Source organism: Nocardia sp. NBC_00508 (assembly GCF_036346875.1).
In the GTDB taxonomy this organism is placed as follows: domain Bacteria; phylum Actinomycetota; class Actinomycetes; order Mycobacteriales; family Mycobacteriaceae; genus Nocardia.
Genome location: NZ_CP107852.1, coordinates 1,630,254 through 1,651,454 on the forward strand (window position 1 = coordinate 1,630,254; position 21,201 = coordinate 1,651,454).

Annotated in this window: 21 protein-coding genes; 12 read left to right on the forward strand and 9 right to left on the reverse strand. The window is 67.3% G+C overall.

All coding sequences use genetic code 11. From position 1 onward, the window contains the following. Position 1: 1 nt before the first annotated feature. Both OHA40_RS07285 and OHA40_RS07290 read right to left on the reverse strand, forming a co-directional pair. Positions 2-1,108 carry a PDR/VanB family oxidoreductase gene (locus tag OHA40_RS07285; RefSeq protein ID WP_330232302.1) on the reverse strand — a complete coding sequence of 369 codons (1,107 nt, stop codon included), beginning with the start codon at positions 1,106-1,108 and terminating at the stop codon, positions 2-4. After that, positions 1,105-2,007 (reverse strand): metal-dependent hydrolase, encoded by a 903-nt coding sequence (locus OHA40_RS07290; protein WP_330232303.1) that lies wholly within the window; start codon positions 2,005-2,007, stop codon positions 1,105-1,107. Before OHA40_RS07290 ends, OHA40_RS07285 begins: the two co-directional genes overlap by 4 nt. Before the next feature lie 186 nt (positions 2,008-2,193). On the opposite strand from OHA40_RS07290, the gene OHA40_RS07295 reads away from it, so the two are divergent. Next, positions 2,194-3,585 carry a WS/DGAT/MGAT family O-acyltransferase gene (locus OHA40_RS07295; RefSeq protein ID WP_330232304.1) on the forward strand — a complete coding sequence of 464 codons (1,392 nt, stop codon included), beginning with the start codon at positions 2,194-2,196 and terminating at the stop codon, positions 3,583-3,585. Between the two features lie 74 nt (positions 3,586-3,659). Here the strand turns inward: OHA40_RS07295 and OHA40_RS07300 are convergent, their stop codons facing one another. Both OHA40_RS07300 and OHA40_RS07305 read right to left on the reverse strand, forming a co-directional pair. Next, a complete protein-coding gene (locus OHA40_RS07300) occupies positions 3,660-4,556 on the reverse strand; it encodes an alpha/beta fold hydrolase (protein ID WP_330232305.1) in 897 nt (298 codons plus the stop codon). A gap of 92 nt (positions 4,557-4,648) precedes the next feature. Continuing rightward, entirely contained in the window at positions 4,649-5,107 is a 459-nt protein-coding gene (locus OHA40_RS07305; protein ID WP_330232306.1) for a MaoC family dehydratase, read from the reverse strand. A gap of 142 nt (positions 5,108-5,249) precedes the next feature. Between OHA40_RS07305 and OHA40_RS07310 the strand changes: the two genes are divergently transcribed. Then, positions 5,250-5,996: a glucose 1-dehydrogenase gene (locus OHA40_RS07310; protein WP_330232307.1), complete on the forward strand. Its 747-nt coding sequence runs from the start codon at positions 5,250-5,252 to the stop codon at positions 5,994-5,996. Positions 5,997-6,217: 221 nt separating this feature from the next. Continuing rightward, entirely contained in the window at positions 6,218-7,408 is a 1,191-nt protein-coding gene (locus OHA40_RS07315; RefSeq protein ID WP_330232308.1) for a lipase family protein, read from the forward strand. 289 nt (positions 7,409-7,697) lie between these two features. Here the strand turns inward: OHA40_RS07315 and mbp1 are convergent, their stop codons facing one another. Beyond that, positions 7,698-7,949: a microaggregate-binding protein 1 gene (gene mbp1, locus OHA40_RS07320; protein ID WP_330232309.1), complete on the reverse strand. Its 252-nt coding sequence runs from the start codon at positions 7,947-7,949 to the stop codon at positions 7,698-7,700. A 203-nt stretch (positions 7,950-8,152) separates the two neighbouring features. Here mbp1 and OHA40_RS07325 point away from each other — a divergent pair, with 203 nt between their 5' ends. Together OHA40_RS07325 and OHA40_RS07330 are read left to right on the forward strand one after the other, a co-directional pair. After that, positions 8,153-8,578, forward strand: coding sequence for a DUF6010 family protein (locus OHA40_RS07325; RefSeq protein WP_330232310.1), 426 nt, complete (start codon positions 8,153-8,155; stop codon positions 8,576-8,578). A 311-nt stretch (positions 8,579-8,889) separates the two neighbouring features. Then, on the forward strand, positions 8,890-9,951 hold the full coding sequence (locus OHA40_RS07330) for an NAD-dependent epimerase/dehydratase family protein (protein WP_330232311.1): 1,062 nt from the start codon (positions 8,890-8,892) through the stop codon (positions 9,949-9,951). A 29-nt stretch (positions 9,952-9,980) separates the two neighbouring features. Here the strand turns inward: OHA40_RS07330 and OHA40_RS07335 are convergent, their stop codons facing one another. Genes OHA40_RS07335 through OHA40_RS07345 form a run of 3 tightly spaced genes read right to left on the reverse strand, consistent with a single transcriptional unit; the run spans position 9,981 to position 13,064 of the window. Beyond that, positions 9,981-11,006: a sensor histidine kinase gene (locus OHA40_RS07335; protein WP_330232312.1), complete on the reverse strand. Its 1,026-nt coding sequence runs from the start codon at positions 11,004-11,006 to the stop codon at positions 9,981-9,983. Further along, positions 10,999-11,703, reverse strand: a complete 705-nt coding sequence (locus OHA40_RS07340) for a response regulator transcription factor (protein ID WP_330232313.1) — start codon at positions 11,701-11,703, stop codon at positions 10,999-11,001. The genes OHA40_RS07335 and OHA40_RS07340 overlap by 8 nt, the downstream gene beginning before the upstream one ends. 5 nt (positions 11,704-11,708) lie before the next feature. Continuing rightward, entirely contained in the window at positions 11,709-13,064 is a 1,356-nt protein-coding gene (locus OHA40_RS07345) for a hypothetical protein (protein WP_330232314.1), read from the reverse strand. A 112-nt stretch (positions 13,065-13,176) separates the two neighbouring features. Between OHA40_RS07345 and OHA40_RS07350 the strand changes: the two genes are divergently transcribed. Genes OHA40_RS07350 through OHA40_RS07375 form a run of 6 tightly spaced genes read left to right on the forward strand, consistent with a single transcriptional unit; the run spans position 13,177 to position 17,476 of the window. Beyond that, positions 13,177-13,848 carry a glycosyltransferase family 2 protein gene (locus OHA40_RS07350; RefSeq protein WP_330232315.1) on the forward strand — a complete coding sequence of 224 codons (672 nt, stop codon included), beginning with the start codon at positions 13,177-13,179 and terminating at the stop codon, positions 13,846-13,848. Continuing rightward, positions 13,845-14,525, forward strand: a complete 681-nt coding sequence (locus OHA40_RS07355) for a TIGR04282 family arsenosugar biosynthesis glycosyltransferase (RefSeq protein WP_330232316.1) — start codon at positions 13,845-13,847, stop codon at positions 14,523-14,525. Before OHA40_RS07350 ends, OHA40_RS07355 begins: the two co-directional genes overlap by 4 nt. After that, positions 14,522-15,223, forward strand: a complete 702-nt coding sequence (locus OHA40_RS07360) for a class I SAM-dependent methyltransferase (RefSeq protein ID WP_330232317.1) — start codon at positions 14,522-14,524, stop codon at positions 15,221-15,223. Before OHA40_RS07355 ends, OHA40_RS07360 begins: the two co-directional genes overlap by 4 nt. Next, positions 15,220-16,350 (forward strand): molybdopterin-dependent oxidoreductase, encoded by a 1,131-nt coding sequence (locus OHA40_RS07365; protein WP_330232318.1) that lies wholly within the window; start codon positions 15,220-15,222, stop codon positions 16,348-16,350. The genes OHA40_RS07360 and OHA40_RS07365 overlap by 4 nt, the downstream gene beginning before the upstream one ends. Further along, a complete protein-coding gene (locus OHA40_RS07370) occupies positions 16,347-16,775 on the forward strand; it encodes a hypothetical protein (RefSeq protein WP_330232319.1) in 429 nt (142 codons plus the stop codon). The genes OHA40_RS07365 and OHA40_RS07370 overlap by 4 nt, the downstream gene beginning before the upstream one ends. Continuing rightward, a complete protein-coding gene (locus OHA40_RS07375) occupies positions 16,772-17,476 on the forward strand; it encodes a flavodoxin family protein (protein ID WP_330232320.1) in 705 nt (234 codons plus the stop codon). Before OHA40_RS07370 ends, OHA40_RS07375 begins: the two co-directional genes overlap by 4 nt. A 320-nt stretch (positions 17,477-17,796) precedes the next feature. On the opposite strand, the gene OHA40_RS07380 is transcribed toward OHA40_RS07375, so the two are convergent. Continuing rightward, complete coding sequence (locus OHA40_RS07380) at positions 17,797-19,260, reverse strand: MDR family MFS transporter (RefSeq protein WP_330232321.1); 1,464 nt, start codon at positions 19,258-19,260, stop codon at positions 17,797-17,799. 864 nt (positions 19,261-20,124) lie between these two features. Between OHA40_RS07380 and OHA40_RS07385 the strand changes: the two genes are divergently transcribed. Further along, positions 20,125-21,174 carry an FAD-dependent monooxygenase gene (locus tag OHA40_RS07385; RefSeq protein ID WP_330232322.1) on the forward strand — a complete coding sequence of 350 codons (1,050 nt, stop codon included), beginning with the start codon at positions 20,125-20,127 and terminating at the stop codon, positions 21,172-21,174. Positions 21,175-21,201 lie beyond the last annotated feature (27 nt).

The window sequence follows — 21,201 nt, forward strand, 5'->3', positions numbered from 1 at the left end:
GTCACAGATCGAGCACGAGTCGCCCACCATCGGCACGGGACACGCAGACGAGCATCTCGCCCGCCTCGTGTTCGGCGTCGGTGAGCACGCTGTCGCGATGGTCCGGTTCGCCCGCGAGCACGCGGACCTTGCAGGTGCGGCAGAAGCCCTGCCTGCACGAGTACGGACGGTCGGGCCGGGTACCCAGGATGGCGTCGAGTGCGGACCGGTCCGCGGCGACCTCGACGACCTCTCCGGTGGAGGCGAATTCGATCTCGAACGGCCTGCCGTTCACGATCGGCGGCGGCGAGAAACGCTCCGAATGCAGTTCTACGTACGGCATTTCGCGCACGGCGTCGGCGATCAGCGTGATCATCGGCACCGGCCCGCAGCAGTAGACCGCGGTGTCGGGCCCGACGCCGGGCAGCAGGGCGGCGGCGTCGGGGAGCCCCTGTTCGTCGTCGGTGCGCACGACGACGCGGTCGCCGAATCCGGCGATCTCGTCAAGGAACGGCAGGGTGTCGCGGCTGCGGCCGGTATACACCATCGACCATTCGATCCCGAGACGGCGCGCCAGCCTGGCCATCGGAAGGATCGGCGTGATCCCGATCCCGCCCGCGACGAAATGCAAACGCGCAGCCGGAGAACCGCGGCCGGGCACGGCGAAAGGGAACGCGTTGCGCGGACCGCGTACCACGATCGACGACCCGACCGGCAGGGCGTCGTGCACCTCCACCGAGCCACCGCCGCCCCCGGGAATGCGGCGCACCGCGATCCGGTAGGCGCGGGTGTCCGCCTGATCGCCGCACAGCGAGTACTGCCGCAGCCTGCCGGAGGGCAACTCGAGGTCCAGATGGGCGCCGGGCCGCCACGGCGGCAGCACGCTGCCGTCGGCGGCGGCCAGCCGCAGGCTCACCACGTCCTGATCGTGCGCCTCGATCCGCCGCTCGGTCACGACCACGGCGAGGCGATGGTCGTCGACCTTTCCACGCGGATCGCGCCGGTTGACCAGCGTGGTCCAACGCAGCCGCGCGGAGGCCACCGCGTCGAGCACCCGCACCGTGCGGTCGCGATCACGCTTGCCGAACAGGTCCGCGGGCAGGTGATCGGGAACGGGCCGCAGACTCACGAGGCGATCGCCTGGGCGGCTGGGGACTTGGCCAGGTAAGCCACCGCCTGCGCCGTTGAGCCGACCGATTCCGGGTTGTAGCCGGGCTTGAAGGTGCTCAGCGCACTCCACAGCAGCGAGGGCACGCCGGGCAGCGCACCGCGCCACATCGCGCCGAAGACCCGCGCCAGCAAGCGCGGATAGCCCAGATCGGGCAGTTCAGGGTCCTGGTGGACCAGGAACTTGGTGCCGCGCAACACCAAAGTGAGGAAGATCGGGAACACGAGCGTCATCAGTCCCGCCCGCCGCAGGTAGCCGGCGCCGAAATACACCGCCACGTCGTGCGCGACATGCCGATGCTCGACCTCCTCGGCGCCGTGCCAGCGGAACAGATCCGCCATGCGCGGCTCGGCGCCGAACCGCTCCAGATCCGCATTGAGCACCCAGTCGCCGAGATAGGCGAAGAAGTGCTCCAGGCAGGCGATGAAGGCCAGCCGCTCGACCAGGACTTGCCGTCGCGCGACGCCGTCGAGATCCCGGGGCCCGAGTGTCCGGCGGAACAGATATTCGGCCTGCCGAAGGTAGGGCTCGGGATCGATGCCGTGGGCGGCCAGCACCTCGTGCAGCACTCTGTCGTGGGTCTCGGCGTGCATCGACTCCTGACCGATGAAGCCGAGCATCGCCTCGCGCAGCTTCTCGTCTCGCACGTGCGGCAGTGCCTCGGCGTAGGCGGCGCAGAACATCCGCTCGCCCTCCGGCAGCAGCAGGTTCAGTGAGTTGATCAGGTGCGACGCGATGGGCTCGGCGGGCATCCAGTGCAGCGGCGCGCCGGACCAGTCGAACCGCACGTTGCGGGCATGCAGTGCGACCGGGCCCGGGTCGGTGTCCGGACGTCGCCCAGCCCTGCGAAGTAGCTTCATCGGTACCCCTCGATCCTCACTCGTCCACGCCGGCGCACCGTTCCTACGCCTTCGTAGAAACGATCATACACATACGTAGAACCTTCGGTAACACACAAATCCACCCGCCCCGCTGTGCGGATGACAACCTCGCAGCAACCACGCTTTGCGCTGCATATTTAGAACGCGTTCTAGTAGTCTTTCGCTATGGAACGATTGACCGGATTGGATGCCAGCTTCCTCTACCTGGAGACCGAGACCCAGCACCTCCACGTCTGCGCGCTGCTGCTCCTTGACCCGTCCTCGGCGAACTACTCATTCGACGAATTCAAAGCCGAACTGGGTAGACGACTCCCGCTGATCCCGCAGATGCGCCGCCGCGTATACGAGGTGCCGTTCAACCTCGACCATCCCGTCTGGGTCGAGGACGAGAATTTCGACCTCGACTACCACGTCCGCCGGATCGCGATCGCCGCGCCGGCCGGACGCCGCGAACTCGCCGAGCTGGTCGGGGACATCGCCGGCCGCACCATGGACCGCGACCGCCCGCTCTGGGAGATGTCCGTGGTAGAGGGCCTCGACGACGGCAAGGTGGCGGTGATCTGCAAATACCACCACGCCGCCGTGGACGGCATCACGGGCGCCAATCTGATGATGCATCTGTGCGATCTGGAACCGGGCGCCACCAAGCCGGTGCCCGACCAGCAGTGGCACCCCGAACGGAAACCGAGCGACTGGCAGCTGCTGGCGGAGGCGGTGGTGAAGTTACCCACCAAAGCGGGGATTCTCGGTATGGTGCCGAAAACTGTCGGCGTGGTGGCCGGTTTCGCACAGCGCCGTCGAAAGAACAAGACCGGCATGGCGATACCGTTCTCCGCTCCGCGCACGCCGTTCAACCTCGCCATCACCCCGCATCGCGCCGTCGCGTTCACCGAGGCCGAGCTCGACGCCGTCAAGGAGATCCGCTCGGCGTTCGGGGTCAAAGTCAACGACGTGCTGCTGACCATCGTGGCCGGCGCCCTGCGCGCTTACCTGGAACAGCACGACGAACTTCCGGATCGCTCGCTCATCGCGTCCGTCCCGGTGTCCGTGCACGAGTCGACGCGGCATACCGCAGGCATCAACAAGGTATCCACGCTGTTCGCGCGGCTCGGCACCGATATAGCCGATCCGGTGCAGCGCTTGCACGAGGTAGCCGAGGCCAATCGCGGGGCGAAAGAAGAACACGAGCTGATCGGCGCGGACTTCCTGCAGGACTGGTCGCAATATGCTCCGCCGAACGCCTTCCGGCTCGCGTCGCGAATGTACTCATCGCTGAAACTGGCCGAGATGCACCCGGTGGTGCACAACCTGGTGGTGTCGAACGTGCCGGGCCCCCCGATGCCGCTGTACTTCCTCGGCATACGCGTGGACGGGATGTACCCATTCGGGCCGGTGTTCCACGGCGCCGGGCTGACCGCGACCGTGCTGTCGAACAACGACAAACTCGATTTCGGCTTCATCGCCTGCAAGGAACTGGTGCCCGACATCGCGGAGCTGGCCGACGCCGTCCCCGCGGTGGTCGCCGAACTGCTCTCCGCGGCACGGACCTCGATCTGATCGCCAGGTCCCGCCCGCCCTGTTCGCCACCGCCGCCGGACAGGGCCGCTTCCGCCGAATGTCGTTCGGCCGAGTCAGATCTTCGCGGCGACCGCCTCGCAGGCTTCGAGCAACACGGGCACGAAACGGTCGGCCTCGAGCACGCAGGACGCGTGCCCGGCCTCGACCAGGTGCATGCTCGCCGCGGGAAGCATGGTCGCCAGCTCCAGCTGCCGAGAGACCGGAATCGCCCGGTCACGCGTGGTGACCACCACCGCCGTCGGCATGGTCAAGCTCGACAGCCATGCGGTCGCGTCGAAGCGACCGACCTCCGCGACCACCTGGGTCAGCGCCCAACCGCTGGTGCTGCGGAATTCCGCGAGCGCCCAGCGATCCAGTCGTCCCGGTGTCCAGGTGAGCTCAGGAAGCTCCGGCAGGCGGCCCGCCAGCTTCTCGGCGCGCCGGTAGGAATATGGGCCGACCGCGGCGGCGATGGCGCCGAAGGTTCGATGAAAGGCCTTCTCTCGCCACGTTTCCTGGAATCGGTAGGGCGTCGCGCAGAGAACGAGACCGCTCAAACGGCCAGGGTTTCGATGTCCGGCGAGCAGGCTCACCATGCCGCCCAACGAGAATCCCGCACACATGGCACGGTCCACGTGTAGCGCGTCGAGGACGGCAGCCACGTCGTCGGCACAGTCCGCCAGCCTGAACCGCTCGGTACGGATGCCGCGCCCATGCCAACGCTGGTCGAACAGGATCACCCGATACCGCTCGGCCAGCGCCGCCAGCGCCGGGAACCAGGTGAGATAGGCCGTGCACGCCGTGGCGTGCAGCAGCACCAGGGCCGGCGCGCGCTCCGGCCCTGGGATGTCCACCACATAGGTTCGTCCCCGCCCCGGAAGCTCGACCAGGCGACCACCGGGCACCTCGGCGATGTCCGGCACCCGGAGACGTCCACCGGAGCGCGCAACACCTCGGTTCGAATCCGTCACGGCACCTCCCGAGGGCAAAGATTAGAACACGTTCCACACCAGCATGGCACATTCGATCGACAGCACCAGCGGACGGCGCTACCGCACGGCGGTCACGCCAGGAGGCGCACGACCGTCTCCGCGACGCACACCGGTTTGTCGCCGCCTTCGCGCTCGACGGTCACCGCGAGACTCACCTGTAAGCCGCCGGACACCTCCTCCACACTCGCGATCCGCGCCCGGCCTCGAATGCGAGAACCCGAGGGAACCGGCGCAGGGAAACGGACTTTGTTCACGCCGTAATTGATTCGAGCGGCCGCGTCGGCGATCCGGAAGATCTGCCCGATGATCGGCGGTAGCAGCGACAACGTGAGATAGCCGTGCGCGATGGTGGTGCCGTACGGCCCCGCGGCGGCCCGCTCCGGGTCGACATGGATCCACTGACGATCCTCGGTCGCCTCGGCGAAGGCGTCGATACGCTGCTGATCGAGCTCGATCCAGCCACTCACGCCCAACTCGGCGCCTGTCGCGGTCCGCAGCGTTTCCATTGTGAAGGTAGTCGGTTCGCTCATTCGACGAACCCTAGGCCGGACCAGCCGCGCTCGCACCGAAAGTTCCGGCCGGTGGGCTGGGCTACCGTCGCACGGTGCGCCGGACAGGCGGCGCAATCTGTAACGTGTTTCAGACAAGGTTCGAGAGACGGAGGTACCGCGGATGGGGCGATTGACCGGCAAAGTGGCGTTGATCAGCGGCGCGGCGCGCGGCATGGGCGCGGCGCACGCCAGGGCACTGGTCGCCGAGGACGCGCGCGTGGTGCTGGGCGATGTGCTCGACGACGAGGGCGCCGCGGTCGCCGAGGAACTGGGCGACAAGGCCGTCTACGTCCACCTCGACGTGCGCGAACCCGACGACTGGCGCAAAGCCGTCGCCGAGGCGGTGGGTCGGTTCGGGTCGTTGAGCGTGCTGGTGAACAACGCCGGCATCGCGAACGGCAACCTGCTCGTCGCGTTCGAACTGGCCGAATGGCAGCGGATCATCGACATCAACCTGACCGGCACGTTCCTCGGCATGCAAGCCGCGACGCCGGCCATGATCGAGGCGGGCGGCGGCTCGATCATCAACATCTCCTCCGTCGAGGGCATGCGCGGCAGTCCGGGCCTGCACGGCTACACGGCCACCAAGTTCGCCGTGCGCGGGCTCACCAAGTCCACCGCACTCGAGTTGGCGCAGTACAACATCCGGGTGAACTCGGTGCACCCCGGCCTGATCCGGACCCCGATGACCGAGAACATCCCCGCCGACTTCCTGCAGATCCCACTCGGCCGCGCCGCCGAACCGGCCGAGGTCTCCGCGCTGGTGACGTTCCTGGCCTGCGACGAATCGTCGTACTCCACCGGAGCCGAGTTCGTCATCGACGGCGGCCTGACCGTGGGCATTCCGCACAAGAGCTTCGACAGCTGAAAACTTCTGGTTGCCAGGACCATTCGTCCGGCCGGGCTTCCTCTCCGGTGGCGAGGCGTGTCCAGCCGCGGTCGACCGGCGCGGCTACCTCGGCTTTTTCCGCTCGTCCCCTACAGTGACCAGGTCCGGGCACCGGTCGGAGCGATCGGCATTCGGAGCATTCGACTTCAGCGCCACCGTCCCGGAAAGCACGTAGTGATGAAGGGGAGTCGACGAACACCATGCTTCGATCAGGTATCGCCACCGCCGCGGCCGTGCTGTTCGCGCTCGCGCCGTCGGCCACCGCGCAGCCGATCTTTCCGGCGCCCGATCCTGATCCGTTCTACGCCGCGCCCGCGGACCTGGACGCCGCCGCGCCGGGCGAGGTCCTCGCCGTCCGGTCGATGCCAGGACTGCTCACGTTTCCCGGCGCGACCGTCACGATGATCAAGTTCCGCTCCAGCAATTCCACGGGCAGGCCGATCGCAGCCACGACTACGGTGCTGACACCGCCGAATCACACTCAGGGCGGACCGCTGCTGTCCTATCAGCACATCATCAACGGCCTCGGCACCCAGTGCGCGGTGTCCCGCGTGCTCTACACCAACGACCCCAACCTGGCGGTCCGCGAAGCACCCGCGCTCAACGCGGTGCTGCTGCGCGGCTGGTCGGTGGCTCTGCCCGACCACCTCGGCCCGACCAGCGCCTATGGCGCCGCGAAACTCGGCGGCACGATCACCCTCGACGGCATCCGCGCCGCGCGACGGGTAGCGGAACTGGGGCTGGCCGACAGTCCGGTGGCCATGCTCGGCTACTCCGGCGGCGGCATGGCGACCGCTTGGGCTGCCGCGCTGGCGCCGACCTACGCACCGGACCTGCCTCTTGTCGGCGCCGCCGCCGGTGGGGTGCCGATGAACCTCGTCGAGATGATCGAGGGCCTCGGTTACACGCGACACGCGGCGTTCGGCCTCGCCTTCGCGGCCGCGATCGGCCTGGAACGGGAGTACCCGGCACGATTGCCGATCAGTGACCACCTGAACTCGTTCGGCATGGCGGTCCGCGACCGGATCGCCAACAGTTGCACCAACGAAATCCTGCTGGCGGGCGCGGGGCGAAGCGTCGTCGACGTCGCCACCTCGGTTTCGCTCGTCGACGACGAACGGGCACTCGCGGTGCTCGAGGAGAACAGCCTGGAACTCTACGACGGCATCCCTACCACCCCGGTCTTCCAGTGGCGCGCGGTGAATGACGCACTGGTCCCGGTGGCGTCGATGGACAGCACGATACGGCGGTATTGCGCCGCCGGAGTCCGGCTCCAATACGAAATGCTGCCCAGCCCGGATCATTTGTCCACCGCAGTACTGGGCGTGCCGTCGGCGCTCGGGTGGCTCGATGCCCGCTTCCGCGGTATGCCCGCGCCGAGCAATTGCTGATCGTCCTTACCAGCCGACGGCCGGTCACGTCGAATACGCTTGTCGGCCGCGCTCGAGCGACCACTTCCTCTGCCGGACATCGGGTTTCGTCCGGCTCTCCGCAGCCTGGCTGATCACGCCGTGACGCCTGCCGAAGGAGTCTCTCGCGTAGGGCGATTACGCCGCGGCCAATTCCGTGCGCACGAGGCGGTTCCTCACCCAGAGATGCGGCGACCCGGCGGCGGCACATTGCCACACACCGGGAACGGGCTGTTCTGCCCTACCGCCGCATCGGATCTCGCGCCAGCAGCTAGGCGTTCTTGCCGCTCTCGAACGCGCTCTGCCGCGCCTCGTCGACATCGGCTTCCGCACGGGCCTTCTCGGCCTCGGCTTCCTTCCGCGCCGCGTCCCGCTCGGATTCGGCCTTGTCCTGCTGCGCGCGACCTTCCTTCTTAAGGTCTTCGTCGCCGGTAACGACGCCCGCAGCCTCCTTCGTCTTGCCCTTGATGTCCTCGACGACACCTTCGACAGCTTCCCGAGGTCCGCTCTGATGCTCCGGCATCACATACCTCCCATTCACTTATCGGCTGACACCCGCCGCATACCCGGCCCCGCCACCCTCAATCACGCTGTGACTGCCACCACGGCCGCGTTTACGCACAAGAACCCCGTGTGCGCACGTGCCGCCGGGTTGGCGAGTTCCAGTTGGAATGTGGCGTTAATGCCACTGGGAGGCGGTGAGACGGCCGGATAGCTTCGGTTTCTATGAATTACATCGCGCCGATCCTGATCGGCATCCTGTACGCGCTGGTGATGTCAGCGATTCGCGAGCCACACCGACGCCACTTCAACGCCATCATGGTTGCCGGTGCGGGCGCCGCTTACCTCAGCGGCGGCGGACTCGGCGGCTGGGAATTCCTGTTCGCCGCCATCGTCACATATTGCGCCTATCGCGGACTGCAATCGTGGACTTTCATCGGCATCGCGTGGCTCGTGCACACCGCCGTGGACCTCCTGCACCATTTCAAGGGCAACCCCATCGTCCCGTTCTGGCACGACTCGTCTCTGGGCTGCGCGATCTGCGACCCGGTCATCGCGCTGTGGTGCTTCCGCGGCGGCCCCTCCCTTTTCTCACTTTTCTCGTTCCGCGGCAAGGCGGCATCGCCCGAACTCGAACAAGCCGAGCGCTGAGCGAGATCAGGCCATGACCAGCACGCTGAACATCGAGTGCGCAAGCCGATGGGTTCAGCGCATGTCGTTCATGAGATGGAACGGAAAGACCAGGGCCGAGCCGGTGTGTCACCCCGACAGGTCGGTCGCGCTCGAGGGGCACCGTGGTGACGAAAGTATGACCGCGCGGTGTGGATGGTGTCACCTGGGGTTCCGGTCCGGCACGATCGGGGCATGCCCAAATCTCCCCTCGTGAGCGAGCGTCAGCGAGCGAATCGAACACGCAGCGCGCAGCGGCGCACGACGGAGCCGAGCGCCAGCGAGGCGCAGTCGTGAGCCGCGTGCTGTTGACCGGCGCCGCCGGGTTCATCGGGTCCCATGTCCACCGTGCGCTGACCGCCGCGGGTCATGAGGTCCTCGCGGTGGATCTGATGCTGTCCGCCGCCCATGGCTATGCGGCGCGGACTCCGGATGACGTGCGGCGACTGGATGTCCGCGACGGCGAGGCGTTGAACGGTGCGCTCTGCGGGATCGACGTCGTCTGTCATCAAGCGGCAGTGGTCGGTGCTGGTGTGAGCGCGCAGGACGGGCCCGCCTACGCCAGTCACAACGACTACGGGACCGCCGTGCTGCTGGCCGCGATGGAGCGTGCCGGATGCCGGCGGCTGGTGCTGGCATCGTCGATGGTGGTCTATGGCGAAGGTCGCTACCAGGGCGGACGCTGCGGCCCGGTCGAAGTCGGCGTTCGCCGTGCCGAGGATCTCGACAACGGCGTCTTCGAGCACCGCGATCCGGACACCGGTGAGATCCTGTCGTGGTCTCCGGTCGGCGAGGATTCCCTACTGCGTCCGCGAAGCCTTTACGCGGCCAGCAAGCTGGCCCAGGAGAACTTCGCGGCCGCATGGGCATCGGCGACCGGATCCAGCGTGACCGCGCTGCGCTACCACAATGTCTACGGCGACGATATGCCGAAGGACACGCCCTATTCGGGGGTCGCGGCGATCTTTCGCTCCGCCTTGGCGGCCGGGCAGCCGCCACAGGTGTTCGAAGACGGCAAGCAAGTACGGGATTTCGTGCACGTCACCGATATCGCCGCCGCGAACCTCGCCGCCATCGAGCAGCCGCTGGCCGGATTCACGCCGCTGAATGTCTCCTCCGGGCAGCCGATCACCATCGGTGAGGTCGCCGAGACGCTGGCGGCCGCGCGGGGCGGACCGCTGCCCGTGGTGACCGGACGTTACCGGCCCGGCGACGTGCGGCATATCGTCGCGAACCCGGACCGCGCGAAGCACGCCATAGGATTCGCGGCACAGGTGGATCCCATCAAAGGTCTGACCGAGTTCGCATTCGCACCGCTACGGTCCGCCGCGGGGGTCGGCGCGCCCGCGGTGTAGCGCTGCGAATAGTTCTTGCTGAACTGCGGTCAGTTGTCGGTGAGCGGCAACCGAACCTCGAACCGGCAACCTCGCTCTCGGTTCTGGGCGGTGATGTCTCCGCGATGCGCCTCGACCAGTCCCGCCGCGATCGCCAACCCCATACCGCTGCCGACGGGCACCCCGCCCTCCGCCACCGGCGAACGAGCGGCCGTCCCGCGGTACGCGACGTCGAAGACGCGCGGCAGATCCTCGGCGGAGATCCCTGGGCCGGTGTCGTCCACCCGAGCCCACGCCTGCCCCTCGGAGATACCCGCGGAGATCGCGACCTCTCCACCCGGCGGTGTATGCGCGATGGCATTGGAGACCAGATTGGTCAGCACCCGTCCAAGCGCCTGGTCGCTGGCCGTGACCACGATTCGAGCGGCCGGCTGCTCGGCGCGCAACGCCACCTGCGCCCGCTCGGCCGTCGGATGGTTGGCGGCGAGCACCTCATCGATCACCTCGCGCAGATCCACCGGCTCGAGCTCCAGCCGCAGCGCTCCCGCATTGATCTTCGACATCTCGAACAGGTCGTCCACCATCCGCGAGAGCCGATCGGTTTCGCAGCCGATCTGCTCGGCATAACGCGTCACATCGGCCGCGCCGGTCACGACACCATCCGACAGCGCTTCGGCCATCGCGCGGATACCGGCCAGCGGCGTCCGCAGATCGTGGCTGACCCAGGCCACGAGCTCACGGCGAGAACGCTCCGCGGCGCGCTCCTGCTCGCGGATTTCCTTCTCCCAGACTGTCTTTTGCGCCTGCTCACGCCCGAGCAGAACACCAGCCGGCACCGTTACCGCCGCGACCACCGCCAATACGAGGGCGTTTCGCTGGAATTCATGGGTGAACATCAGCCCGCTGACCCCGACGATGCCCGCCAGCGTGGCGAGCGTGGGAATCACGACCAGCACGGCCATGCTGGTGGTCAGCGAGCGGTTGCTGGTGGCGCGCAGAATGATCACGCCGATCAGCACCACCGGTATCGAGCAGGCCAGCGCGTAGCCGACGATCTGCAGGCTGTCCTCAGGCATCGCTGCCTCCGTTCCCTGCCTCGCTGCGCGCCCAGGCATACCCTCGCCCCCACACCGTTTCGATGCGGTGCTGGTCGCCGAGCTTGCCGCGCAGCCGTTTGATATGCACAGTGACCGTGGACAGGTCACCGAAATCCCAGCCCCAGACCCGGGACAGCAGCGTCTCCCGGCTGAATACCTGGTGTGGATGCTGCAGAAGGAAGACCAGCAGATCGAATTCCCGCGGTGTCAGTTCCACCGGCGACCCGTTCACCAGTGCCAGGCGATTGGCCGGACGCACTTCGACCGCTCCGTCCCGCAATACCGGATGGCTGTGGTCGCGCACCACCTGGGCGCGCCGCAGCACCGACGCGACACGCAGCGCGAGCTCGCGCGGACTGAACGGCTTGGTGACGTAGTCGTCGGCTCCGGCCTCCAGTCCGAGGACCCTGTCGTCCTCGTCACCGAGCGCCGTCAGCAGGATGACCGGCATGTCCGGCTGCGGGCCCGACCTGATCGCCCGGCAGATCTCGATGCCGTCCGGAGCGGGCATCATGACGTCGAGCACCGCCAGTTGGACCGGATCGCCTGGATCGGCGAGCGCAGCCAAAGTCGCAGGCCCGTCGGCAGTTTCCCGCACCGTCAGACCGTCGCGCTCGAGGTAGCGCCGCACCACCTCCCGCACCACCGGGTCGTCGTCCGCGATGAGAATGCTCATGGATATCACCAGTTGGTCAGGATCAGATGGACAACCAGCATGGCGCCGAGAGCCTGCACCGCGAGCCAGGCTCGCGCCGAGGACCGGGGCAGGAAGGCGGTCGCGACCAGCAGCCACAGATCGAACGGTAGCCAGATGCGCTCGGTTTCGGCTTTGCTCAGCCCGCTGATATCGGCGACGAGGATGGCGCACAGGCCTGCTGCCACGAGCAACGACGTCGGTTCGAGCGCACGCAGCCGGGTCCAGGCCACCGCACGGTGGGCTGCGGCGCACGTCGCCAAGCCGACCGCGCACACGGTCGCGGCGAGATTGCCCCACCACCAGTAGGCATAGGACCGCTCGGCAGCAATGCCCTGGTAGTACCGCTCGACCACCAGGTGATAGCCATCGAGCCACCAGAATCCGGCGAGGGTGAAGGCTGCCGCGACGGCGAGCGCACCCGCGGCGGCGGGTAGCAGCGGCCGAGCCGTCCGGCTCGAAAGAAACACGGCCACAGCGGGTATGGCCATCAGCACCAGGCCGTAGCTGAGATGGATACCGAAGCCGAACAAGACCCCGGCGCTCACGCCCGCCACCGGACTGCCGCCCGGCCGCACCGCGATGGCGAGCAACGCGACCGCCCACGCGGTGACGCCGGCGAAGATCGCGTCCGCCGAGACCGCGATCCACAGCGCCGCGGGAGCGAGTACCAGGAAGGGCAACGCGGCCCGTGCACGATCCTCGGCGCCCAGTGCCCGCAATGCGACGGCGACGGCGACGGCGACACTACAGCCGATCACCATGCAGGCCAACCCCGCCCACGCACCGCCGCCGAGGCCGAGGCGGTCCAGCAGCACGAAGAACAGCAGCGCGCCCGGCGGGTGCCCGGCGACATGCGTGGTCCACGAATCCGGCTGGAAGTCGAGAATGCGACCGGAGAATTCACGCAGCATGCCGGGGATATCGGTGACGCCACCGACCTCGTGCAGGTATTCGTTGGAATCGGTGAGTCGCCCGGCGAACCCGCGTTGCCAGCCGTCGACCATGGCCAACGAGAATGCCCATGCGACCGCGACGCCCCAGGCCGTCGCCAACAGCCGCCGCCATGGCAGACGCTCTGCCAGCGCCGGGCCCCAGGTGATCACGAGCGCCGCGACGACAACGGCGGGCACGGTGCCCCATCCGGCATGGGGCAGCCAGTTACCGAAAATCGGCGCGGCACCCGCATAGAGTTTTGAACGCCATTGTTCGCTGGCAATGCGCGGGACCAGGAACGCTGTGGCGAGCAGTACGGTGGCGATACCGGCTCCAGCTATGTCGCCGCGAATCGGGCTACGGAGGCGGGGAGCGGGCTCGGCGAGGTCTTGCACGGGTCTAACCATAGGTCAACGGTCTGGGCATTACCCCTGTTCCAGCGGCCTTTTTCGACGCCGTCACCGTTTCGTCACAGGTTTTTCGGCGCTATCGACGACGCGGCGGCTTAGCGTCTGAAACGTGAGAGATACCCACGTTGAGCCGGGCAGTGTGACCGTGGTGATTCCGTGCCGGGACGAAGCTGAAGCGTTGCCAGTGGTACTGGCCGCCATCCCGGCCGGCTATCGCGCGGTCGTGGTCGACAACGGCTCCACCGACGACACCGCGACCGTGGCGCGGGTACGCGGCGCGACCGTGGTGCATGAGGACCGACCCGGGTACGGCGCGGCCGTCCAGGCAGGCATCAGGGCGGCCCGCACCGAAGTGGTCGCGGTGCTCGATGGCGACGGGTCGATGGATCCAGCCGACTTGCCGGGACTGGTCGCCTTGGTCCGTGACGGCGCCGATCTCGCGGTGGGCAGGCGACGTCCGGTCCACGCGCGGGTCTGGCCGTGGCACGCACGACTGGGGAATCGCGTCGTCGCGGCCCGGCTGCGTCGGAAATACGGTCTGCCCGTGCACGATATCGCCGCGATGCGGGTGGCGCGCCGCAGCACCATGTTGTCGCTCGGCCCGCTGCACGACCGGTCCGGTTATCCGCTCGAACTTCTCGTGCAGGCATCGGCGGCAGGATGGCGCGTCGTCGAGCGGGATATCGCCTATCGGCCGCGCGCGGGTGGCGTATCGAAGGTTTCCGGCTCGATACTCGGAACACTGCGCGCCACTATGGATTTCTTGGCGGTGCTGCGATGACCTCCGGTACCTCGTCCGGCGCCACCCTGCTGGTGCTGGCGAAAGCCCCGATCGCCGGGTTCGCCAAGACCAGGTTGACCCCGCCGCTCACGCCACGGGAAGCGGCGCTCGTCGCGGCGGCTTCGCTGCTGGACACTCTGGAATCGGTACTGCGCAGCCAGGTGACCCACCGTGTCGTCGCGTTCACCGGTAACCTCCGTGCGGCCGAACGCGGGCCCGAAATAGCCCGGATGCTGGACCGATTCAGCGTGATCCCGCAGCGCGGCGCGGACTTCGGCATACGCCTGGCCAATGCGCACGCCGACGCCGCGTGTTTCGGCACACCTGTCCTCCAGATCGGAATGGACACCCCGCAGATCGGCCCGGACGTACTCACCCGCGCCGCAACGCAATTGGCCACCGGCGAGACCGCCGTGCTCGGTCCCGCCGCGGACGGCGGCTGGTGGGCGCTCGGCCTGCCGACCCCACAGCCGGCCCGCGTGCTCGCCGACGTCCCGATGTCCACGAACCGCACCGGTGAGCTGACTCGCGCCGCCCTTGTGTCCTGCGGACTACAAGTCGACAACCTGCCCCGGTTCCGCGATGTCGACAGCTTCGACGACGCCGTCCGGGTAGCGGCCGACTCCGGCGGGCGGTTCGCCGACACCGTCCACCGCATGAGTCTGGTACCACGATGAGCCTCGATGTCTTTGCACGACCGGCCCGCCCGGACGCAGCGCGACATGACTGCGCACTCGGTCTCTTCGACCAGGCCATGACCGGCGCGGAATGCTGGATGCGCACGGCGGATGGCGCCCGTCATCGGCTGCCCACCAGACGCTGGCTAGGCCATCCGAACTCCGACGACCGCCGCGCGGACGCCGCGATTACGCACTGGTGCGACGGACCGACTCTCGATCTGGGCTGCGGACCGGGTCGTCTCGTCGCAGCCTTGCTGCGCCGAGGTGTGGTTGCCCTCGGTGTCGATATTTCGCCGATGGCTGTCGGCGTCACGCGCTTCCGCGGCGCCCCCGCGCTGCAGCGAGACCTGTTCGGACACTTGCCCGGCACTGGACGCTGGTCATACGCGATTCTCGCCGACGGCAATATCGGGATCGGCGGCGACCCGCAACGCGTGCTGGCCCGCACGGCGGAGCTGCTCGCCGACGCTGGTGTGGCGATCGTCGAATTCGATCCGCCCCGTGCCGGTTTCGACCTCCGTCCGATCCGTCTGGAAACCCGGACGCGAGTGAGCGCGTGGATACCGTGGGCCCGCGTCGGCATCGATCACGCGCACGATCTGTCCGCCGCCACCGGCTTCCACCTCATCACGACGGCCGAGGTCTCCGGACGGCATTTCGCTTGGTTACGCCGGATTTCGGAGGTTGAGAGATGACAGTGCGCAAGCCCGGGCGGATCGGGGTATCGAGCGCACGCGGACCAGAGGTGGCCAGCCGGGTCGGACTCGCACTCGGCACGGCCATCACGATCTGCTTCGTGACCGGCCTGCTCAGCCATTGGATCCAACATCCACCCGGATGGTTCTGGTGGCCGGCCAGCCCGGTCTGGCTGTATCGGGTAACCCAAGGCGCCCACGTCATCGTCGGCGTCGCCGCGATACCGCTACTGCTGGTCAAACTCTGGGCGGTGTACCCGAAGCTGTTTCAACGGCCGGTCATCGGATCGCCGCTGCGAATACTGGAACGCGGATCCATCGCCCTGCTGGTCGGGGCGACGATATTCGAACTGTCCACGGGATTGTTCAATATCGCCCAGTACTATCCGTGGAAGTTCTTCTTCCCCACCGCGCACTACGCCATGGCGTACATCATGGCCGGCGCGCTCGTCGTGCACTTGGCGGTGAAACTGCCGGTCATTCGTGCGGCGCTGAGCCGCCCATTGGATGAGGCAGAGCCGGCAGACCGCCGACATGTTTCGCGGCGTGCAGTGGTCAGGGCTACCTGGCTGGCCGCGGGCGTGGCAGTGGTGGCAGTCGCCGGACAGACGGTGCCATTCCTGCGCTGGGCATCCCTGCTGGCACCCCGCAGCGGCGTGGGCCCCCAGGGCGTTCCGGTCAACAGATCGGCGGCCGCGGCCGGGATCAGCACAGCGGCACTGGATCCCGGCTACCGGTTGACTGTGTCGACCGGCGGACGCAGTCGTCAGTTCACGCGGGCCGAATTGCTCGCGTTACCACAGACTTCGGCCCGACTGCCGATCGCCTGCGTCGAAGGGTGGAGCGCCTCGGCCGAATGGTCGGGCGTCCGGCTGCGAGACCTGCTGGCCGCGGTCGGATCCTACCGAGGCGGTGATGTCCGGCTGCGGTCGCTCGAAACCGGCGGCATCTACTACAGTTCGGTTCTCCCGCAACGCCATGCCATCGACGCGAATACGTTGATCGCCCTCGCGATCAACGGCGAAACGCTCGAGCTCGACCACGGCTATCCCTGCCGATTGATCGCCCCCAATCGGCCCGGCGTGCTGCAGACGAAGTGGCTGTCCACGATCGAGGTGCTGTCGTGATCATCGTACGAATCCTGCTGGCCCTGGCCGGTGTAGCGCTCATGTGCTACGCGATCACCCTGTTGCTCGATTTCGCCACCGGAGACCTGCTGTCGATCGCACTGTGGTTTGCGGCCGGGATCCTGCTACACGACGCCGTTTTGGCTCCCCTGAGCGCGATAGTCGGTGTGGGGGCCCGGCGGATCCTGCCACGCGCCTGGTGGGCGGCCGCTGCTTGTGGCGCGGTATGCACCGTCGCCTTGGTGCTGATCGCCATCCCTGTGCTCGGTCGCGGTCACGCGGTGCCCGACAACCCGACCGTTCTCGACCGAAACTACCCAGTCGGCCTCGCGATAATCCTGACCATTATCTGGCTGCTCGTTCTGGCCACCACCGCACAGCATCGACGGAAGCCCACAGCGAACACGTCCGGGAGAGGATCATGACCAGCTTCGACGATTTGCGCGCCCTGTTCATCAACTGCACCCTGAAGCGCTCACCGGAACCGAGCAATACTCGAGGATTGATCGACCTCAGCGCCCGCATCATGGAGAAGAACGGCGTCGAGGTCTCCCACATCCGCGCTGTCGACCACGACATCGCCCCTGGCGTCTGGCCGGATATGACCGAGCACGGCTGGGCCACCGACGAGTGGCCCGCGCTGCAACGCCAGGTCATGGACGCCGACATCCTCGTGCTCGCCGGCCCGATATGGTTGGGCGACAACAGTTCCGTCGCCAAGAAGGTCGTCGAGCGCCTCTACGGCAATTCGTCGATCCTCAACGAACGCGGCCAGTACGCCTACTACGGCCGCGTCGGCGGCTGCATCATCACCGGCAACGAGGACGGTGTGAAGCATTGCGCGATGAACCTCCTCTACAGCCTCCAGCACCTCGGCTACACCATTCCGCCACAGGCGGACGCGGGCTGGATCGGCGAGGCGGGACCGGGACCGTCCTATCTGGATCCCGGATCCGGCGGGCCGGACAACGACTTCACCAACCGCAACACCACCTTCATGACCTGGAACCTGCTGCACCTGGCCCGCCTGCTCAAAGACAACAACGGAATCCCCGCACACGGCAACCAGCGTTCCGAATGGGACGCCGGCTGCCGCTTCGACTTCGAGAATCCCGACTACCGGTAGCGGTCTCGGTGTTCTTGTCGCCACTTCGGCGACGAACTCACCGCGCCTGCGAGCGCACCGCGATCTTGCCGACCACATTCTGTAAGCAGCGCGGCCCCGTCTGAGCTGGTCCCACCTCTGCCTGCTTCCGGTCACGGTCAGCGGGAGGGCAGCGACCGGGCCCTGATGACCGGCCGGTCGCCTGCGACCCACTCGGCGTCGGCCGCGACGAGGCGGTAACCAGTGAACTTCTTGCGGGCGTGGAATGGGCTGCCGATCCGTGCGGCGAAGCCCCTGGCAAGCGGAGATGCAGCCAGGGGCTTCGTCGTGCTGAATCCCGTTCAGCCCTTGACCAGTTCGGGGGTCGTGGTCTCGGGCTCCTCGGCTTCTTCCGGGATTGCGGCCCGGCTCGGCAACACCACCGCCATCACGATCACGATCAGCGCCAACGCCGCGGAGACGAGGAAGGCCAAGCGCATGCCGTCGAGGTGGGCGGTGACAGCGTCGGCGCCGTCGGCGACGAGCGTGGTACTGCGGGCCGACATCACCGTCACCACCAGGGCGGTACCGAAAGCCGCGGCGACCTGTTGCAGGGTGCCGAGCATGGAGCTGCCGTGCGAGTACAGATGTTGCGGAATTGCGCCGAGGCCGAGCGTGAAGACCGGGGTGAAGGTCGCGGCCAGCGACACCATCAGCAGCACGTGCAGGGCCAGCAGCTGCCAGTACGGCATGGTCATAGAGATCTGGGTGAACCCGGCCAGCGACGCGGCGATGCCGATCGACCCTGGAATCACCAGCAAACGTCCACCGAACCGGTCGAACATGCGCCCGACGGTCGGTCCGAGCAGGCCCATCGCCAACCCGCCCGGCATCACCAGCAACCCGGTCTCCAATGGGCTCAGGCCACGCAAGTTCTGCAGGTACAACGGCAGCAGGATCATCGACCCGAGCATCGCCATGAACGCGACCGACATCAGAACCAGCGCCTTGGTGTAGGTGCCGGACAGCAGCACCCGCAGATCCAGCAGCGGAGTGCCGGTGCGCTGCAGGCGCAACTGACGGAACACGAACCCGGCGATGAGGGCCGAACCTGCGGCGACGATCAGCGCCGGTGTGGTGAGGTTGCCGCTCTCGAACCGGCTGAGCCCGAACACCAGCCCACCGAACCCGAGCGCGGCCAGTGCCACGCTGGCCCAGTCGATCTCCCCGGCCCGCGGTTCACCGACGTTCTCCAGCTGGCGCAGGCCCAGCCAGGTGATCACCCCCGCGATCGGCAGCACCAGTACGAAAAGCCAACGCCACGAAGCGATCTGCAGCACCGCACCGGAGATCACCGGACCCATTGCGGGCGCCACCGAAATAGCCAGGGTGACATTGCCCATCACCCTGCCGCGGTCATGCTCGGGCACCACCGTCATCAGTGTGGTCATCAGCAGCGGCATCATCACCGCGGTGCCGCCGGCCTGGATGATCCGTCCGAGTAACAGCACCGCGAACGACGGCGCGACGGCCGACAACGCGGTACCGGCCAGAAAGACTCCCATCGCCACGGCGTACGCCTGCCGGGTCGACACGCGCTGCAAGAACCAGCCGGTAGTCGGGATGACCGCCGCCATCGTCAGCATGAACGCGGTGGACACCCATTGCGCCGCCCGCTCGGTGACCGCGAGGTCCTCCATCAACCGCGGGATCGCGTTGATCATGATGGTCTCGTTCAGGATCACCACGAAAGTCGCGAGTACCAGCACCCGGACGACGGTCGGTGTTCGCCCTCCCGAGGCGGGAGCGGATGGTTCGGCGGACATCGGATACCTCCGGACTATGGGACGTTGGCAGGATTATGTGGCCCGTTGCCGAGTCACCGGATCGTGTCCCGGCGCCACAGCGGTTGAGACGGAATGGGTTGCTCGAAATCATCGGGCGCGGGTCAGTATTGCGGTCGGCACCGACACAAATCACCCGATTTCCCGCCGACCCACCCGAACCCTAGCCGGAAGTTCGCAGGTCAACAGCCTTTCCCACGAGCTACCGATACCAAATCGTGATCCTGGTCACTCATCTACGGACGCCGCCGCCGCTGAGCTGGGGTGGCGGAAAGCCACTCGGCGCCAGGCCGCGGCGAGAGTTCACCAGAGTCGCCCCAAACCCGTCACACCCCTCATCGTCGAGGGGTACAGCTCCTGAGCCGCAACCCAGCAACTGGGCCACGCCGACGGCTCCGTTACCAAGCGCCGACAACCCACCGAAGCACCCGACTCCGGGTCGCCTCGCAGAATGACGACGTCTCGTTGCGGGCCCCAAACGAACAAAGCCAGAGTCGAACTGAAACGTTCGGTCTCGTCACCCAGATTTGTGTGCGCTCATCAGGAACATGCCCGATCTATTCGGTTCTGATCGCGAAACTGGGCACCGGTTGTGCACGAATCCCGACACCGCTTGTGGGAGTAGGATGTTCGGGATCGCGGATTTCGACAGCTCGAGTGTGTTGCGGTGGCACGATGTGCGTGCTTCACCGCTGACCGGACGCAGCGCTGCAGGAGGTTGGGACCAACTCTCGACCGGTGTCGACAACTCCTTGCAACTGACCCCAGAAACCAACGTCACTCAACCTATCCGCTCAGCGTGACTTTCTCCCGGATGCTCAACCCCTACCCGAGTAGGAGATTCGAATGGTGACCATCATCGGCGGAGGCATCGCCGGGACCATCCTCGGCGGCGCCCTCGCCCGCAGAGGCGACCAGGTCACTCTGTTCGAGCGGCAATCGCGCAACGCCACCGGCGGCGCGTTCCTGTTCATCGATGAACGCGGCCACTCGGTCCTACATGACCTCGGCGTCGACGACGACGTGGTGAACGAAGCCTCCTATCCGGTCAGCGCCCTCGAATACGTCGGCAGCAACGGCCGCCGCGCCGCAATGAGCCGCGGTCACCGGTTTTGGCTGCGCAGCTCGCTGATGAAGGTGCTCAACGACTTCGTCGACATCTCGGGCGCCGATCTCCGGTACGACTGCGGCATCACCGACGTGACCGTCGACGAGCCCGGACGATGCCGGATCCAGCACAGCGACGGCTCATCGAGCACCACCGACGACATCGTGATCGCCGCCGACGGCATCGACTCCGTCGTCCGGGCCCGCCTCGAACCCGACCGCAACCCGGTCTACGCCGGAGACGTCGTGCTGTACGGGATGACCTCCACCCCAACAGAACTGGACACCGAACCCCAGACACTGCACTTCTTCGCCGAGCTGGACGCCACCGGGGCAGCCGCCAGCACGTTCGGCCACATCTGGCGGCCGGGGCACACCGCCCACTGGTTCATCCGGATAGCCCGCGCTCCTCTGGACGGCCCGGACGACTTCGGCGTGCGACCCACCAGCGAATGGACCGACACGGTCCTTCAGGCCACGCCGTCGATCAACGACCTGGTCAGCACCCTGCTCGACAGAACCGACTCCGTCCACGTCAGCAACGCGCGCAACGTGCCCCTCGACGCCGCCGCCCAGCCGACGCTGCCGGTCCTGCTCATCGGCGACGCCGACCACGCGATCACCCCTGCGGCCGGCGTCGGCGCGCGCGAAGCGCTCGAAGACGCACACGCCGTCTACCGCGCCCTCACCACCGGCAGCTGTCCCGCCGAGGCAATGGCCCTGCGCCGCAGCGAAATCATCGACGACCGGCAGCGCGCCGTCCGCGGCCGCGCCAGCGTCTCCCGGTAGCCCGGCAAGAGGAGTTCACCCGCTCCA

Bases quoted from the DNA above. Each gene is read 5' to 3' on its own strand.
- OHA40_RS07290 (WP_330232303.1), bottom strand. From the start codon at position 2,007: ATGAAGCTACTTCGCAGGGCTGGGCGACGTCCGGACACCGACCCGGGC.
- OHA40_RS07295 (WP_330232304.1), top strand. From the start codon at position 2,194: ATGGAACGATTGACCGGATTGGATGCCAGCTTCCTCTACCTGGAGACC.
- OHA40_RS07305 (WP_330232306.1), bottom strand. From the start codon at position 5,107: ATGAGCGAACCGACTACCTTCACAATGGAAACGCTGCGGACCGCGACA.
- OHA40_RS07310 (WP_330232307.1), top strand. From the start codon at position 5,250: ATGGGGCGATTGACCGGCAAAGTGGCGTTGATCAGCGGCGCGGCGCGC.
- OHA40_RS07315 (WP_330232308.1), top strand. From the start codon at position 6,218: ATGCTTCGATCAGGTATCGCCACCGCCGCGGCCGTGCTGTTCGCGCTC.
- mbp1 (WP_330232309.1), bottom strand. From the start codon at position 7,949: ATGCCGGAGCATCAGAGCGGACCTCGGGAAGCTGTCGAAGGTGTCGTC.
- OHA40_RS07325 (WP_330232310.1), top strand. From the start codon at position 8,153: ATGAATTACATCGCGCCGATCCTGATCGGCATCCTGTACGCGCTGGTG.
- OHA40_RS07335 (WP_330232312.1), bottom strand. From the start codon at position 11,006: ATGCCTGAGGACAGCCTGCAGATCGTCGGCTACGCGCTGGCCTGCTCG.
- OHA40_RS07340 (WP_330232313.1), bottom strand. From the start codon at position 11,703: ATGAGCATTCTCATCGCGGACGACGACCCGGTGGTGCGGGAGGTGGTG.
- OHA40_RS07345 (WP_330232314.1), bottom strand. From the start codon at position 13,064: ATGGTTAGACCCGTGCAAGACCTCGCCGAGCCCGCTCCCCGCCTCCGT.
- OHA40_RS07355 (WP_330232316.1), top strand. From the start codon at position 13,845: ATGACCTCCGGTACCTCGTCCGGCGCCACCCTGCTGGTGCTGGCGAAA.
- OHA40_RS07360 (WP_330232317.1), top strand. From the start codon at position 14,522: ATGAGCCTCGATGTCTTTGCACGACCGGCCCGCCCGGACGCAGCGCGA.
- OHA40_RS07365 (WP_330232318.1), top strand. From the start codon at position 15,220: ATGACAGTGCGCAAGCCCGGGCGGATCGGGGTATCGAGCGCACGCGGA.
- OHA40_RS07375 (WP_330232320.1), top strand. From the start codon at position 16,772: ATGACCAGCTTCGACGATTTGCGCGCCCTGTTCATCAACTGCACCCTG.
- OHA40_RS07380 (WP_330232321.1), bottom strand. From the start codon at position 19,260: ATGTCCGCCGAACCATCCGCTCCCGCCTCGGGAGGGCGAACACCGACC.
- OHA40_RS07385 (WP_330232322.1), top strand. From the start codon at position 20,125: ATGGTGACCATCATCGGCGGAGGCATCGCCGGGACCATCCTCGGCGGC.